The 14,503-nt window shown below is 67.4% G+C and carries 15 protein-coding genes; 10 read left to right on the top strand and 5 right to left on the bottom strand.

Annotation, left to right across the window (positions count from 1 at the left end; all coding sequences use genetic code 11):
- Positions 1–132 precede the first annotated feature (132 nt).
- Together CRP45_RS31290 and CRP45_RS34100 are read left to right on the top strand one after the other, a co-directional pair.
- The gene (locus tag CRP45_RS31290; RefSeq protein ID WP_097248235.1) at positions 133–1,020 is read left to right on the top strand and encodes a cyclopropane mycolic acid synthase family methyltransferase; all 888 of its coding nucleotides are present in this window, start codon (positions 133–135) and stop codon (positions 1,018–1,020) included.
- 215 nt (positions 1,021–1,235) lie between these two features.
- On the top strand, positions 1,236–1,400 hold the full coding sequence (locus tag CRP45_RS34100; RefSeq protein ID WP_157107844.1) for a hypothetical protein: 165 nt from the start codon (positions 1,236–1,238) through the stop codon (positions 1,398–1,400).
- 331 nt (positions 1,401–1,731) lie between these two features.
- On the opposite strand, the gene CRP45_RS31285 is transcribed toward CRP45_RS34100, so the two are convergent.
- Positions 1,732–2,670 carry a sterol desaturase family protein gene (locus tag CRP45_RS31285; RefSeq protein ID WP_097248234.1) on the bottom strand — a complete coding sequence of 313 codons (939 nt, stop codon included), beginning with the start codon at positions 2,668–2,670 and terminating at the stop codon, positions 1,732–1,734.
- 43 nt (positions 2,671–2,713) lie between these two features.
- A complete protein-coding gene (locus CRP45_RS31280; protein ID WP_245910635.1) occupies positions 2,714–3,463 on the bottom strand; it encodes an AraC family transcriptional regulator in 750 nt (249 codons plus the stop codon).
- Positions 3,464–3,749: 286 nt separating this feature from the next.
- Here CRP45_RS31280 and CRP45_RS31275 point away from each other — a divergent pair, with 286 nt between their 5' ends.
- Positions 3,750–4,334: an ASCH domain-containing protein gene (locus CRP45_RS31275; protein WP_097248233.1), complete on the top strand. Its 585-nt coding sequence runs from the start codon at positions 3,750–3,752 to the stop codon at positions 4,332–4,334.
- A 121-nt stretch (positions 4,335–4,455) separates the two neighbouring features.
- Here CRP45_RS31275 and CRP45_RS31270 read toward each other — a convergent pair whose 3' ends face one another.
- Both CRP45_RS31270 and CRP45_RS31265 read right to left on the bottom strand, forming a co-directional pair.
- Positions 4,456–5,352, bottom strand: a complete 897-nt coding sequence (locus CRP45_RS31270; RefSeq protein ID WP_097248232.1) for an alpha/beta fold hydrolase — start codon at positions 5,350–5,352, stop codon at positions 4,456–4,458.
- Between the two features lie 112 nt (positions 5,353–5,464).
- Complete coding sequence (locus tag CRP45_RS31265) at positions 5,465–5,869, bottom strand: MerR family transcriptional regulator (RefSeq protein WP_097248231.1); 405 nt, start codon at positions 5,867–5,869, stop codon at positions 5,465–5,467.
- A 50-nt stretch (positions 5,870–5,919) separates the two neighbouring features.
- Between CRP45_RS31265 and CRP45_RS31260 the strand changes: the two genes are divergently transcribed.
- Positions 5,920–6,876, top strand: a complete 957-nt coding sequence (locus tag CRP45_RS31260) for an alpha/beta hydrolase (protein ID WP_245910633.1) — start codon at positions 5,920–5,922, stop codon at positions 6,874–6,876.
- 41 nt (positions 6,877–6,917) lie between these two features.
- Complete coding sequence (locus CRP45_RS31255) at positions 6,918–7,403, top strand: hypothetical protein (protein WP_097248230.1); 486 nt, start codon at positions 6,918–6,920, stop codon at positions 7,401–7,403.
- 94 nt (positions 7,404–7,497) lie between these two features.
- Here CRP45_RS31255 and CRP45_RS31250 read toward each other — a convergent pair whose 3' ends face one another.
- Entirely contained in the window at positions 7,498–7,893 is a 396-nt protein-coding gene (locus CRP45_RS31250) for a hypothetical protein (protein ID WP_067788071.1), read from the bottom strand.
- Between the two features lie 482 nt (positions 7,894–8,375).
- Between CRP45_RS31250 and CRP45_RS31245 the strand changes: the two genes are divergently transcribed.
- The 5 genes from CRP45_RS31245 to CRP45_RS31225 all read left to right on the top strand — a co-directional run bounded on the left by CRP45_RS31245 (position 8,376) and on the right by CRP45_RS31225 (position 14,418).
- Entirely contained in the window at positions 8,376–9,470 is a 1,095-nt protein-coding gene (locus tag CRP45_RS31245) for a polyprenyl synthetase family protein (protein WP_097248346.1), read from the top strand.
- A gap of 12 nt (positions 9,471–9,482) precedes the next feature.
- A complete protein-coding gene (crtI, locus tag CRP45_RS31240; RefSeq protein ID WP_097248229.1) occupies positions 9,483–11,003 on the top strand; it encodes a phytoene desaturase family protein in 1,521 nt (506 codons plus the stop codon).
- Positions 11,004–11,016: 13 nt separating this feature from the next.
- Entirely contained in the window at positions 11,017–12,021 is a 1,005-nt protein-coding gene (locus tag CRP45_RS31235; RefSeq protein WP_097248228.1) for a phytoene/squalene synthase family protein, read from the top strand.
- A gap of 86 nt (positions 12,022–12,107) precedes the next feature.
- Complete coding sequence (locus CRP45_RS31230) at positions 12,108–12,734, top strand: hypothetical protein (RefSeq protein ID WP_143861586.1); 627 nt, start codon at positions 12,108–12,110, stop codon at positions 12,732–12,734.
- A gap of 496 nt (positions 12,735–13,230) precedes the next feature.
- Positions 13,231–14,418 carry a hypothetical protein gene (locus tag CRP45_RS31225; protein WP_342747054.1) on the top strand — a complete coding sequence of 396 codons (1,188 nt, stop codon included), beginning with the start codon at positions 13,231–13,233 and terminating at the stop codon, positions 14,416–14,418.
- The last annotated feature ends 85 nt before the right edge of the window (positions 14,419–14,503 follow it).

The following is a 14,503-nucleotide window of genomic DNA, read 5'->3' as shown; positions in this document are numbered from 1 at the left end:
GCCCCGGGCCTTTACAACAGAACACGGGGCCGACCTCCGGGGAAAACCCACATATCCGATATTGCCCAAGTTTCCCGCGGGCATCGCTCTGGCGTTTCTGTGAAACGCACCTTTCACCCAGCGAGGACGACCATGGTGCCGGAGAAAGGAACAGGCGCGGAGGGGCTGGCTCCTTTCTACGCGGACGTCCAGTCCCACTACGACGTGTCCGACGAATTCTTCGCACTGTTCCTGGATCCGTCTCGCACCTACAGTTGCGCGTACTTCGAACGCGACGGGATGAGCCTCGAGGAAGCGCAGCTGGCCAAGATCGATCTGGCCCTTGGCAAATGTGATCTGCGCCCCGGCATGACATTGCTCGACGTCGGGTGCGGTTGGGGTGCGACGATGCTGCGCGCCATGCGGCACTACGACGTCGACGTGGTCGGTCTGACCCTCAGCCGCAACCAGTACGAGCACGTCGAAGGCCTGCTTGCGGCGCATCGTGGGCCCCGGCGCGGACGGGTGCTGTTGCGGGGGTGGGAGGAGTTCGACGAGCCGGTGGATCGCATCGTCAGCATCGGCGCGTTCGAGCATTTCCGGCGCGAGCGCTACGAATGGTTCTTCGACAAGTGTCACCGCATTCTGCCCGCCGACGGACGGATGCTGCTGCACACGATCGTGCAGTACAACCGGCACGAGCTTCGCGCGAAAGGGCTGCCGCTCGACCGCGAGGTACTCGCGTTCGCCAGATTCATCGCCCGCGAGATCTTCCCGGGTGGCCAGTTGCCGATGCCGGAATGGGTTCTCGACTATGCGCGCGCGGCGGGCTTCGATGTCGAGCGGGTACATCCGCTCGGCCCGAATTACGTGACCACACTGGAACATTGGGCGCACGCGCTGGAAGAGCATCGCGACGAGGCGATAGCGGTGACTTCGGCGGAAACCTACGACACCTATTCGAAGTACCTGAGCGGCTGCGGTCGTTTCTTCCGCGATGGTTATATCGACGTCATGCAATTCAGCCTCGCCAAGAAGTAGCGGATTCGCCACATCCGGCGGCTGACCGTCGAAAAAGCACAGAAGGCGCGGTTCCTGGCCAACCGTCCGGTTTGTAGGGCCGGATCGCCTTCGACCGAGGTGCCGCGACCGGACCGGGAGAGGTCGATTTTCCGTAACCGGGGTTTAGCCGGTCCCAAAATGTGCATTCGCGTTGTAGCTGTTTCCTCCCGCCCTCGACGGAACTGGAGACCACGATGCCGAATCGCGCTACGTCAACCAGGATCATCACCGCGGCAGTGGCAGGCGGCGCCTTGGCCGCCGCGCTGGGGCTCGGCCCGGACTGGTCCGCAGGCGCGACCCCGCCCGAGAACCACCCGGTGCCCGTGCACACGGGACCGGCAGACCCGGGCGGCGAATAGCCACGAGCTGCCGGTCTCGAGGCCGGGCCACACCACGACCTACTCTCGGTATCGGTCCCATACGGTGATCGCGAGAGACGGAGCCGTCCGCGTGGCCTGGCCCGGCCTTCGAGGAAAGGAAACAGCACGATGTGCCAACGAATCACTTGCCGACAGTGCGGCAAGCCCGGCTACAGCGGGTGCGGTGAGCATGTCGAGCAAGTGCTCGGCGATGTGCCGAAGACGCAGCGGTGTTCGTGCACCGAGCAGGCGGGACCGCGCAAGCGGTGGTTCTTCGGCGGTTGATGCCGCAGCGAGCCGCCCCTACATTGGCTGGCTCTCAGCTGTTCGTTCACACTCGACTCGGCGGTGCCTGACCGATCGATGCTGCGTCCGAACGGTTTTCGGCGTGCTCGCCCGAGGTCGTGGTGCAGGCGCCGTGGCGGGTGAAGGGTTCGGCGAGCTGGGCCAGGTAACCCACCGGGTAGTCGGGTTTGGCCGCCATACCGAGGTCGTCGGAGGTGAAGCGGCGGGCGGGGTCGTAGCTGTAGGTGCGCAGCAGGTGATCCCAGACGAGGGTGAACAAACCGAAGTTGACATCGCCGATGCCCGCCCACTTCAGGTGGTGGAAGCGGTGGCCCTCGTTGAGCGCCAAGATGTACTTCAACGGGCCGACACGGTAATCGGCGTTGGAGTGTTGCAGCAGTAGCTGCACCGCGACCGCCAACGACAACGCCGCCGCGACCGGCACCGGGATCCCCGCCAACAGCAGCGGGGTGACGCCCGCGGCCATCTCCAGCGTTTGGTGCAGGGGGTGTTTCATCAAGCCGTTGAGACCGTAGAAGCGGGTAACGCTGTGGTGCACAGCGTGAAACCGCCACAGCAGCCCGATCTTGTGACTGGCGTAGTGCGTCAGGGTGATGCCGAAGTCGGCGACCAGAATCGCGATCAGTACCTGAACGACGAACGGCCAATCGGTAGGCCAGATCCCGTCGCCGGCGACGAGCGCGGCCAAGGCCGGGACGACGGCGACACTGGTGAGGATGAGCGTCTCGTTGACGAAGGTATGCGCGGTGTCGCGCCCGACGTCGCCGTGCGAGCTGTTCCAGACACTCCGATACGGCAGCAGGCGCTCGGCGGCGAACGACAACGCGATAGCGGCGACCAGCAGAGCCAGCAGCCAGGCCTTGTCGACTCCGCTTGCGGCCAAAGCGATCCCGGCGCCGTTGACGCCGAGCAGCATGAGCGGTGCGTAGCCGTAGCGGACCAGAGGGTGAACGATTGTGGACATGGATTCAGCGTCGCCGCCGCATCCCCATGGAGGCTTGTAGAAATCAGCTGAGCCGCGCGGCCGGTGGCGGTCGCCAGCCGGTGGCGACGAGAGCTTCGGTCGGTGTGATGCCGAACAGGTCGCGGCAGGTTTTGGTGAGGTGAGCGCTGTCGGTGAAGCCCGCGGCGTGCGCGGCTTCGGTCAGCGAACCGCCCGCGCGCACGGTGCCGATGGCCAGCTGAAGCCGAGTCCACCGCCGCCACGCCGCATACGGCAGGCCGACGTGCTCGGTGAACAGATGCGACAGGCGGCTCGGCGACATCGCGACGGCTGCCGCGAGATCGCCCAGCGAGGGCGGGCCGCTCGCGGAAGCCGCCGCCACGCGCAGCGCCTCGCCCACCACCGGGTGCGTGGCTCGACGCGTCGGCCGCGACGCCGAATTCCGTTGCGGTGCCGCGGCTGTGGTGCGCGGGGTCGCCGCGGTGATCCAGCTGGTGACCTGATCGGCAGGAAGGTCACGCAGCCGAGCGAGTGCGGCGTGGCCGACGAGACCCGCGGAGTCGAGGTAGGCGATGAAACCTCTGGCTCCCTGCGTGGCACGCACTTCGTGCCGCACACCGGGCGGGATGATCGCCACCTCGGCGGCCGCGCTGCGCCCTGCGGCGTCGAGCACGGTCACCTCGCCCGCGGTGACGAGCAAGACCTGCACGGCGGCGTGGGAATGGGCAGCGGTGTCACCGATATCGCCGGTGAACGCCATCAGGCCGGGAGTGAACAGGACCCCGCCCAGCCAGCGCGGCGTCGTCGCGGTCACCGCGGCGCACTTCGGGTGGGAAAGCGAAGCGAAATGAGCGCAGCGGAGCTCGCGCTGACCGAGAACACCGACGGCATCGCGTGAGTGTAGGCCCAGCCCGCATCCGCTCGGCGATCTACCTCATTCGTGTAACTTCGTACTGCGACAGCCGTACCCGGACGTGCGGGATTCCGGGCTGTTCTGCTCGATCAGCTCGCGACAACGCTGGGAGTAGAGACATGACAGTTCTGGTGACCGGTGCGACCGGCAAGATCGGTTCGCAGGTCCGCACCGAACAGTCGCGCCCGTGATTCTCACCGACCGGGTCGCGCGCGGAATTGCCTCCGGTGAGGTCGTGCAGGTTTTCCGCCGCTGGGCCACAGCGCGGGTACGACCCGGCACCACCATGTACACCAGTGCCGGGATCGTCGCGATCGTGAGCGTGGAACCCATCGCGCCGCAAGACATTTCGGATGAGGACGCGCGGTCGGCGGGCGAGCGCGACGCCGCGGCCGTGCGCGCGGCGTTTCGAGGATCGGCGCACGACCCGGTGTTCAGAATCGCGGTCCGCTATGTGGGACCCGATGATCGCGTCGAGCTGAGCGGCCGTGCCGAGCTGTCTCGGCACGACATCGAGGAGATCGGTGCGGCGCTGGCCGGGTTGGATCGGGCCAGTCGCCGCGGACCGTGGACGGGTGAGGTCTTGCGAGCCGTGGCGGCCCATCCTGGTCGTCGCGCGGCCGATCTGGCCGCTTCGCTGGACCGGGACAAGGACTCCCTGAAACTCGATATCCGCAAGCTGAAGAACCTCGGTCTTACCCGCAGCCTGGAGACCGGGTACGAGATCGCACCGCGGGGCGCGGCCTACCTGCGTGCCGTCGAGGCCGAGTAGCCGCGCCGGATCCAACGAGATCCACACCCTCCGCGACGCCGCGCAGGCCGAGTCGGCCCAACTCGCCGACAGCGCGTCGATCGCCGACCGACGTCACCGACCGGTTCCACCATCCGGTTCGCTACGTCGTGGCCGCCGCCAGCTCGATCAGGCGGGCGCGGACCAGGTCGGGGCGTTCGTCGGCGATGAAATGTCCACAGCCGCTGACGGGTTCGAAGGTGTAGTCGTCGGCGCGGGCGGTTTCGGGGGCGGCAAGCGAAGGATGCAGAGCGGCATCGTCGACGCCGAACAGTGCGCGGATGGGGACGCTGGCCCGGCGGCGTTCGGGATGACGTGCGGCGCTGGGGATTTCGCGCAGCCAGAAGGTTCGGTAGGTGTCGGTGGCGGCGCGGGCGCAGACCGGATCGCGGAAGCGGTCGGCGAAGATTCGCACCGCCTCGGGGTCGACCGCGCTGCGATCGGTGATCGCGGCGGGGATGAGCCGTTCGAGGAGGCGGGTGCGCTGTTGCAGCGGCACGCCCGCGATGGCGAGCATCGGTTGATAGAGGAGGAAGCGCCAGACATGCCGCAACACCGTGGTCGCCGGTACCCAGGGATGCGCCATGTTCAGTGCGAGATAGCCGTCGAAACGTGCGGGCTCGCGCAGCACCATCAGGTATCCGACGTAACCGCCCCAGTCGTGTCCGACGAGCAGAACGCGGTCCAAGCCCAGCGCATCGAGCAGCGCGAGCACATCGGAGGCGACGTCGTCCTTCGCCCAACGATGCGGCGGTGGGCCCGACCAGCCGTAGCCCGGCAGATCGGGCGCGATGATCCGGAGTCCCTCGGGCGGGTCGGCGAGCAGATCCCGGTAGGCGTAGTGGTGCTGCGGCCAGCCGTGCAGCAGCACGACCGGACGACCGTCGACCGGCCCGGCTTCGGTGACGTGGAACCGAACGCCGCGGGCGGTGCTGAACGACCGGCGCACGCCGGGGATGACTGGCGGTTCGGCGGTGGCGGTACCGGCGGTAACGGGCATACCCTCACGATAGTTCGCCGGGCGGGGCACCGAACACCGTCCGCGGGTGGATCCAGCGGTCCGACCGTGGGTGGAGATGGGGGAGCGGCGGGCGGGCCGTCGGCGGATTCGGTTACGCCGAGGTGTTGTCGGCTTCCGTACTGGCGAAAATGCTCTGGAATTCCGGGCAGTCGACCAACGGTCGATGGGTGCAGGTCGCGGTGTGGCGGAGGCCGTCGCGCATTCGGGTGAGGCGCGCGATGTCCTCGTCGAGTCGATCGGCTCTCTCGGCCAAGTGGGATCGGAGGTCGGCGTCCTCCGGTGTGGCCGTCAGGAACCTGGCGATCTGCGCGAGGGTGAAGCCCGCCGAGCGGGCGCAGTTCACCAGGGCCAGTCGGGCGAGCACGTCCGGGTGGTAGGTGCGGCGTAGACCGTTGCGGCCGTCCGGCTCGATCAGGCCGCGCTTCTCGTAGAACCGCAATGCGGACGGAGCCAATCCGGCCCGCTCGGCGACCTCGGCGATATCCAACGATGTCATGCCCGGTTACTCCTTGACTTGAACTGCGCTTCAAGTTGCACCATAGGCGCATGACCGAACAAACAGAAGGCCGGATCTCGTTGCACCCGCAGGTCCAGGCGTATTTGGATCGGCTCGCCCAATTCAATTTCGGTGAGCTGCATACGTTTCCCCTCGAGCTGGCGCGCGAAGGGGTCCGCAGGGGAGTCGCTCTGCTAGGGGAGCCCGAAGCTGTTGCCGTCGTGCAGGACCGCTCGGTTTCCTTGGCGGAGGGGGACATTCGGGTCCGGGTCTACACCCCGGCCGGTGCTGGCCCCTTCCCGGTGCTGGTGTTCTTCCACGGTGGCGGGTTCGTGCTCGGCGATCTGGACACCCACGACGGCCTGTGCCGGAGTCTCGCGAACGGGGCCGAGTCCCTCGTGGTCTCCGTCGACTACCCGCGGGCGCCGGAGCACAAATTCCCGGCGGCGCCCGACGCCTGCTACGCCGCGACGCGATGGGTCGCCGAGAACGCGGCGGACCTGGGCGGGGATCCCACCCGGATCGCGGTCGGCGGTGACAGCGCGGGCGGCAACCTGGCGGCCGTTGTCGCGCTGATGGCGCGGGATCTCGGCGGGCCCGCCCTGGTCTTCCAGCTCTTGATCTATCCCGACCTCGATTTCCGGCGAACGAACTACTCGATCCGCGAGTTCGCGGGTAAGTACGGCAATATCAGCAGGGCCACCCAGCACTGGTTCATGGACAATTACCTGACCACCGAAGCGGAGAAGCTCGACCCCCGAGTCTCGCCCCTGCTCGCCCCCGACTTGTCCGGGCTCCCACCAACACTCGTCATCACCGCCGAGTACGACGCGTTGCGAGACGAGGGCGAACAGTACGGGCGGCGTCTCGAGGAGGCCGGCGTCCCGGTGACCGTCAGCCGCTATCCCGGGATGATCCACGAATTCGTCCGCCACCCCTTCGACGACAGCGCGCGGGCCCGATCCGAAGCGGCGACAGCGCTGCGCAAGGCGTTCATCCTGTACTGAGAACTGCGGCACGCCACCTCACCTCTGGACGGACACTCGAGATGCCCTTCTCCTTCTCGATCACACCCGCTACGAAGCCGTCCGGAACGGTCGCGGCTGCCCCGGACAGCGACCTGGACTACACCTCGCTCGTCATGATGGCGTGCGAGGTGCTCGCCGAAACCGATTGCGCGTTCACCATCGGCGGTTTCGGCAGCGACGACTGGGCGGTGGACGTCGCCTACGACCTGTCGACACTGGTCGAACAACTGCCCGATCTCCTCGACGATCTGCGCGCATACCGCGTTGGGGAGATCGACCTGTACGGTCAGGGAATCGAGCGCACTCTGTACTTCCACCCCACCGGCGGCGAAGTGCGGATCACCTGTACGTCCAGGACCACGTGGGCACCGGACCCTACGGTGGAATCGATCGACCGCGAGGAGTTGCAGGCGATGATCGCCCGGTTGATGTCAGCGTTCAGTACCTCGCTGCAAGCAACCGGTTCACCGCTCGCCGACATGGCACCGTTCCCGGCTTGGCGCTGACGCGCGCCGGCGGGCGACGCTGTGCTCATATCGATGTTCGTGGAGTGGACCGAGGGATATTTCGTGGACAGCGAGAGAAGACCTCGAAAGTCGATCAGGGGTTGCGCGGCGGCCGTTCCGGGTCGGCTCCCTGCTGCTTCTCGCGTGATGTCGAGTCCGGATCGACCTTGTCCGCGCGCTCCCACTCCTTGTCCAACTCGGTCCGCGATTCCGCCGCCTCGCTGCTGTGCGCCTGCGCTTGATGGGCAAGCTGCTCGGCTTGTGCCACCTTGGCCTCGCCTTCGGCCTTCGCCGCCCGGCTCCGTGCGGCGGTCTCCTCCGCCCGCGCCTCCCGCTGAGCGACCTCGACTTCCCGTTCGGCCGCGCGGTCACGGAGAGCCCGGGCTTCGGCTCGCTGGTGTTCCCGCCGTTTGCGCATCAAAGCCCATACGACGGCCAGCAAGACAACCACAGCGGCGACAATGATGATGATCAGAACGGTGGTGCTCATCTTTCGACTCCTCGCACTCACCCCCCTCTACCCTAGCGCCACTCGATTACCCCCTCGACTGCGAATGCACAGAACCGCCGCTGGTTCGCTGGGCGGCGAGCGGTCACCCGTTGTGAGCGGGGCCTGGTTCGTTGCTGTTGCCAGTCCGACTATCGCATCACTTATGAATCGTAAGTCGGATCCCTCCGGGCGGTGACCACCCATTTTCGGTGGCGATTCGGCGGCGGGCGGAAAGCGTTCGCAAACTATGCATCAATACTGCATCGTTTGACGTAAGATGGGCGAGAACGCTCTGAAGCTCTGCGGAGGGATGATGGCATGGGCCGTTGTTTACTGGCTGCCAGTCCGAGTACACGACGTGTGGCGTCCACGACGGCGATCGTTGCGGAGGCGCGAGTCGCTCCGGCCGCTCACAACCGCCCGCGGGCGACGCATTGCCTCGAACGTCCCAGAGGGGGAGACCGGTGAGCGCCGTCCTGTGGATGCCCGCGGGTTCGCCGCGCGAGGACGGGCGCTCTGATCTCGGCGAAGGATTCGAGCGCTGGCGCGTGGACGTGCGGGGGCGAGTACTCGCTGAGTTGAGCGGCTTCCTCCGCGATCTCCGAATTTCCGGGCTGGACGCATGGGCCGTCGAGGACATCCTGATGCAGTACGTCACCGGCGGGAAATGCCTCCGCTCGACGTTGATGTATCTGGGCTGGCTCTGCGGTGCCGGGCCGGATGGCGCCGCGTTGCGTGCGGCGGCAAGCTTGGAACTGCTGCACGCCTTCGCGCTGCTGCAAGACGACGTCATGGACGATGCCGTGCTGCGCCGCGGGGCGTCGGCGGCGCATGTGCGACTGGCCGAGCAGCACCGGCGCGACCACAACGCTGGCTCGGCGGCTCGCTTCGGCGCTTCGGCGGCGACGTTGCTCGGCGACATGTGCCTGGTGTGGGCCGAGCAGATGCTGCGCGACAGCGGCGTCGAGCCCGCCGCTCTGGCCCGTGTCTGGCCGGGCTACGACGCGATGCGCATCGAGCTGGCGGTCGGCCAGTTCGCCGACCTGATCAACGACGTGCGCGATCGGCCCGACCTCGACGACATCCTCGCCATCGCCCGCGCGAAGTCCGGCAACTACACCGTCCGGCGCCCACTGGAGTTGGGCGCCGCGATGGCCGGGTGCGGCCAGGACACGCTGAGCATGCTGGCCCGCTTCGGAACTCGCGTCGGCGAGGCGTTCCAATTGCGTGACGATCTGCTGGGAATCTTCGGCTCGGCGGCGGTCACCGGAAAGCCCGCCGACAGCGATCTCGGTCAGCACAAGGCCACAAGCGTCGTGGTCGTCGCGCTCGAATTCGCCGACCCCGTGGTGCGGGACGAGTTGCTGGAACTGATGAGCCGCCCGGTGCTCGATCGCGTCGCGATCGACCGCTGTCGTGCCCTGATCGCCGCATCCGGCGCTCCCGCGTACGTCGAGGCGATGATCGCCGATCGCGTCGAAGCGGCCATGCACGCGCTGAACGAGGGCTCGCTCGACGCCGGGCTGCGGGTGGCGCTGGAACAGATGGCGCTGTTGTGCACGGCGCGGAAGCTGTAGAGGAGATACACGATGCGCACTGTCAAAGGTCGTCCCGACCACATAGTGGTGGTAGGCGCAGGGCTGGCGGGCCTGTCGGCCGCCATCCACCTGGCCGGGCGAGGGCGGGCGGTGACGGTGATCGAACGCGCGGCGGTGCCGGGCGGGCGGATGGGCCGGCTGGATCTGAACGGCTGTCGAATCGACACCGGTCCGACAGTGTTGACGATGCCCGAGCTGATCGACGAGATCTTCGACGCGGTCGGGGAACAGACCGGAGATCGTCTGGAACTGATGCCGGTCGTGCCGGCCTATCGCGCCCAGTTCGCCGACGGGCGCACCCTCGACGTGCACAGCGACGAGCACACCATGGCGCACGCCATCACCGAGTTCGCGGGCGCCGACCAAGCCGAAGGCTATCGGCGACTCCGTGATTGGCTCACCCGGCTCTACCATGCCGAGTTCGACCGCTTCATCGCGACGAATTTCGATTCGCCGCTCTCGATGCTGACTCCGGCTCTCGCCAAATTGGCGGCACTCGGCGGCTTCGGCAACTGGGATCGGCGGGTCGCTCGGTTCATCACCGATCCCGACCTGCGACGCGTGTTCACCTTCCAGTCGCTGTATGCCGGTGTCGCACCCGACCGCGCACTGGCCGCCTACGCCGTGATCGCCTACATGGACACCGTGGCGGGCGTGTACTTTCCGCGAGGTGGCATGCGCGCAGTGCCCGACGCGCTCGCCGCTGCGGCCGAAGCCGCAGGCGTGCGATTCCACTACCAGACCACCGTCACGGCCTTGGCTCGCGAAGGGGCCCGCGTCCATGCCGTGCACACCGACCGGGGCGACCGAATCGCTTGTGACGCGGTGGTTCTGACTACCGAGCGGCATCGCACCTACGCGCTGCTCGGACACCGTTCACGGCGCCCGATCCCGGTGGTCGCAGCCCCCTCCGCGGCGGTACTGCACGTCTCGTGTGATCCGCTCGAGATCCCCCATCATTCTCTGCTGTTCGGCGCGGCCTGGCAGTCGGCCTTCCACGACATCATCGGTGACGGCCGGGTCCCGTCCGATCCATCACTGCTGGTGACTCGGCCGACGGCGGGTGACCCCACATTGGCGCCGGAGGGGCGCGATCTGCTCTACATTCTCGCGCCGGTACCGAATTTGGAACGGGGGCGGATCGATTGGCCGCGCTTCGGTATCGATTACGCCGAGCAGGTTCTCGATATCGTGCGAAAACGCCTGGGACCATCCGCGTTGCGCGGCGCCCAACTCCTGCGCGTGGTCACGCCGACGGACTGGGCCGCTCGAGACATGCTCTCGGGGAGTCCGTTCGCTCTGGCACATACCTTTGCCCAAACCGGACCTTTTCGGCCCGCCAACATGATTCGCGGTATCGACAACGCGGTGCTCGCGGGCGCATCCACCGTGCCGGGCGTTGGTATTCCACCGGTGCTGATCTCCGGGCGACTTGCCGCTGACCGTGTCACCGGGCCGGTGCGCTCCGGCGCGGCCCGCCGTCCGGGAAATCCCGCACACTCCTACCACTGATGGGACACCCGAGATGACACGTACGGAACTCGATGCGGCAGGTATCACCGATCGATCACTACGCCAGTCGTATGAACACTGTCGGGCACTCAACGCCCGGCACGGTAAGACGTTCTTTCTGGCCACGCGGTTGCTCGCCCCCGACCAGCGCCCCGGCGTGCACGCGCTCTACGGCTTCGCCCGCCGCGCGGACGACATCGTCGACGACCTCGATGCACGACTCGGGACATCCGACCGAGCCGCCCGATTGGACAGTTTGGCAGGGCAATTGAAAACCCGTGATGTCGGCGGCGATCCGGTGTTGGCCGCAGTGCTGCACACCGCCGACCGTTACCGCATACCGGACCATCTATTCGACGCATTCCTCACATCGATGCGGATGGATCTGTCGGTGACCACTTACCCGGACCGCGGTGCACTGGACCGCTATGTCTACGGATCGGCTGAGGTGATCGGTCTGCAGCTGCTGCCGATTCTGGGGACGACGGTACCCGGTCCAGAAGCCGAGCCGTACGCGGCGGCGCTGGGCAAGGCGTTCCAGCTCACCAATTTCCTCCGCGATGTCGACGAGGACCTGGCACGCGATCGCGTCTACTTGCCCGCCGACGAACTGGCCGTCCACGGCGTGGATCGGGAACTACTCGTGTGGTGTCGTAGATATGGCAAGGGGGAGCCCCGCGTGCGCCGCGCGCTTGCCGATCAGCACGAGATCGCCAGGCGGATATACGATTTCGCGCGCGGTGGCATCGAGCGGCTGGCACCACGCTCTCGTCCCTGCGTGGCGACCGCGCTGCTGTTGTACTCGGAAATCTTGGACCGCATCGAAGACAGCGATTTCGAAGTGTTCGGCCATCGTGCCACCGTCGGGACCCGGCGGCGTGTTCGTGTGGGCGCCGAGGGACTGGTGCGCGCGTGGTGGGCGCGCAGTGGGCGGCGCGCGGACTCGCTAAGTCCTCGACGCTCGGCCCGGCGTCACGGGAACACACTCAGGGAGGGATATGGCTCTCTGCCGACGTAATGCGGCGTGGCACGGCCCGAGTCACTAGGGTCCTTCGTCGTAGCGGTTCGTTGGTGCGGCCGGAGGGCCGGGGAGGAGTACTACCGATGGGGAATCCGATGCCGCCGGGTCAGGGTGGGTACGTGCCGGGTCAGTCGAATCCGTACCACGGGCAAGTGAATCCGCAGCAGAGTCCTCCGCCGCCCTATCTCGGTCAGCCGCATCCGTACGGCGCACCGCCGCCCGGCATGCCCGCTGCGGTGCCGCCCGGCTATGGTCCGGCGAGCCGACCGTCGAGCGGCGGTGCGATGGAGCGGGTCGCGGGCGGTCTACTGCTGGTCGCCGCGTTGCTCGCCATCGTCTTCCGTCTCGCCAACGCGTTCTCCTCGAGTTACCGCTTCCTGTGGTCCGACGTCATGCTCGCGCTGATGATCCTGCTCGCGATCCTCACCGGTATCTGCGCGCTCGCGGGGATGGGCGCGCGATATCCCGTGCTGCGCGCGCTCGCGGCGGTGGCCGCGGGCATGCTCCTGTCCGGCATGGTGGAAGCGGTGCTCGGCGCCGCACAGTTCGAATTCCTCTTCGAGGACACCTACTGGTTGTCCATCCCGTGCGCGCTCGCCGCATTCGCCGCCACCCTCGCGACGGTGGTCGCCGCTGCGGCGCGGACGGCGCCCGCTCCGAGAGGTCCTGTGCCGCACCAGTATCCGCCCCAGAACCAGCCGCCGCGCTAGATCCGAGCGTGCGCGTTGCCACTCCACTGAACGCCGCGTGGGGTACGAACCATGCGGCCCTGAAGGCCAGGAGCGTGCGGTGTTGCCAGGCCGGATTCGTAGGCCGAACCATGCGGTCCGGACGATCCGAGTCAGGCGGCCTCCAGAACGAAGAACAGGAAGTCGCCCGCTCGGGCAGCAGGTCCCGTGGGTGCGGGACCCAGGGCGAGCCGGTTTCGCGGCCCCATGGTTGGCGGGTCTCGGTGGCACGCTCTATGATCGACGCGATGATGATTCCTTCTGATCGCAGATTGGGGGTCCCGTTCGTCCAAGGTGAGTGCTGATGCTCACTGCGAAGACGAATGGGGACGATTCCCGCCTTTCCTTCTGGCCGCGCGTGCGTGAGTTCGCTGTGCCGCCCTCCATGATCGAGACCGCTACCGCTCTGCGTCGCGCCGGGGATTGGGCGGGGGCTTGTGCCGCTGCTGGTTTCGACGTCGGTATCGATTTACGTTCTGTGGCACGGACTTACGGCCGTGAGCTGGCGGCTGAAATCCGGTCCGATCTCCGGCATTTGGCTCCTGATCTGCTGCGCTGGCACCTGCCGAGGGTCGCTCCGGACGGCCTGCTCCGGCCGGGGTTGACGATCACGCTCGCTCGCTACGCCTGTGGCACAGGCGATTTCGTGCACCTGGTGGTCCGTACGGCGCCGACGTGGGCGGATTCCGGGCAGCGGGTGGCACTCGCGCTGTGGGATGGATCCGGCTTCGAGAGTCCGCATCCGCATCCACGGCCGGACCGCCGTTTCCGGATGGACCTGCATCGTCACCTCTGGGACGCGCGCAGGTCCGACGAGCTGCGGCTGCGGTGCGGAGCCGGACCGGACGCCGACCGGTCGGCGCTGGACCCCGCTCTGCTGGAGATCGTGTCGCGGGATCGCGGGTACGCCGTTGATCGCTGGGCCGCCGAGGCCCGAATCCTGCTCGATGCCGAAGGGCGACAGGAGAATACCGTCCTGGTGCGGTTGGGCGCTCGGCAACGGGTGATCGCCGAACTGGGCACTGTCGGCTTGCGGATCGTGAGGACATATCCGGCCGGAGCTGTCTCGGCGCTTCCGGTGCTGCCCGACGCCGCGACCTGGCAACCACCCGACCTGGAACTGCTTCGCACCGGCGCGATCTCGCTCGAACGACTGCATCCGCTGGTCGCCGCCGCGCTGGCGCAGGACTGTTCGCCGAGCGAATCCGTCCGAGGGCCGACCCGGTGGGAGCGAACACATTTGGTGGAATGCGGCGGCGAGCAACACCGTATCGGCTTGGTCGACGGTGTGCTGTCCGCGCTGGACCACGACCCGGCCGAGATTCGGCGCGAGGAACTCCTGGCCGCCTTGAGCGGCACCCCGCTGCCCTGCCTGCAGGCGATCGATCGGGCACATCGCCAACCGGACTGCCTCACGGGCGTTCGCGAACGGCTCGCACACGGTGACACCGCGGGCGCGCTCGCCGTCGTCGAAGGCCTGCTCGGCCCCGAGGCGGTCCTGCGCGACGGCGCTCTCCGAGACGCATTGGAAGCCACCGCGCGACAGCGAATCACCTACGGGCTCTATCGATCCGGGCTATCCGAATCGCAGCTCGTCCCCAACTACCCCGGCGCTCGCCGTCCACGAGACCGCCGCGCGCACCCGCGCAACGCGACGACCTACTGAAACCGCCTCCGCCGTGCGCTGCGGCGCTGTGCGACCGCCTGGCGCTCCTGACCGCTTCACACGGGCGCGCGGCACTACCACCCGA

The sequence above is a fragment of the Nocardia amikacinitolerans genome (genome assembly GCF_900215415.1).
GTDB classification, from domain to species: domain Bacteria; phylum Actinomycetota; class Actinomycetes; order Mycobacteriales; family Mycobacteriaceae; genus Nocardia; species Nocardia amikacinitolerans.
This window is presented reverse-complemented; position numbering and strand designations above follow the sequence as displayed.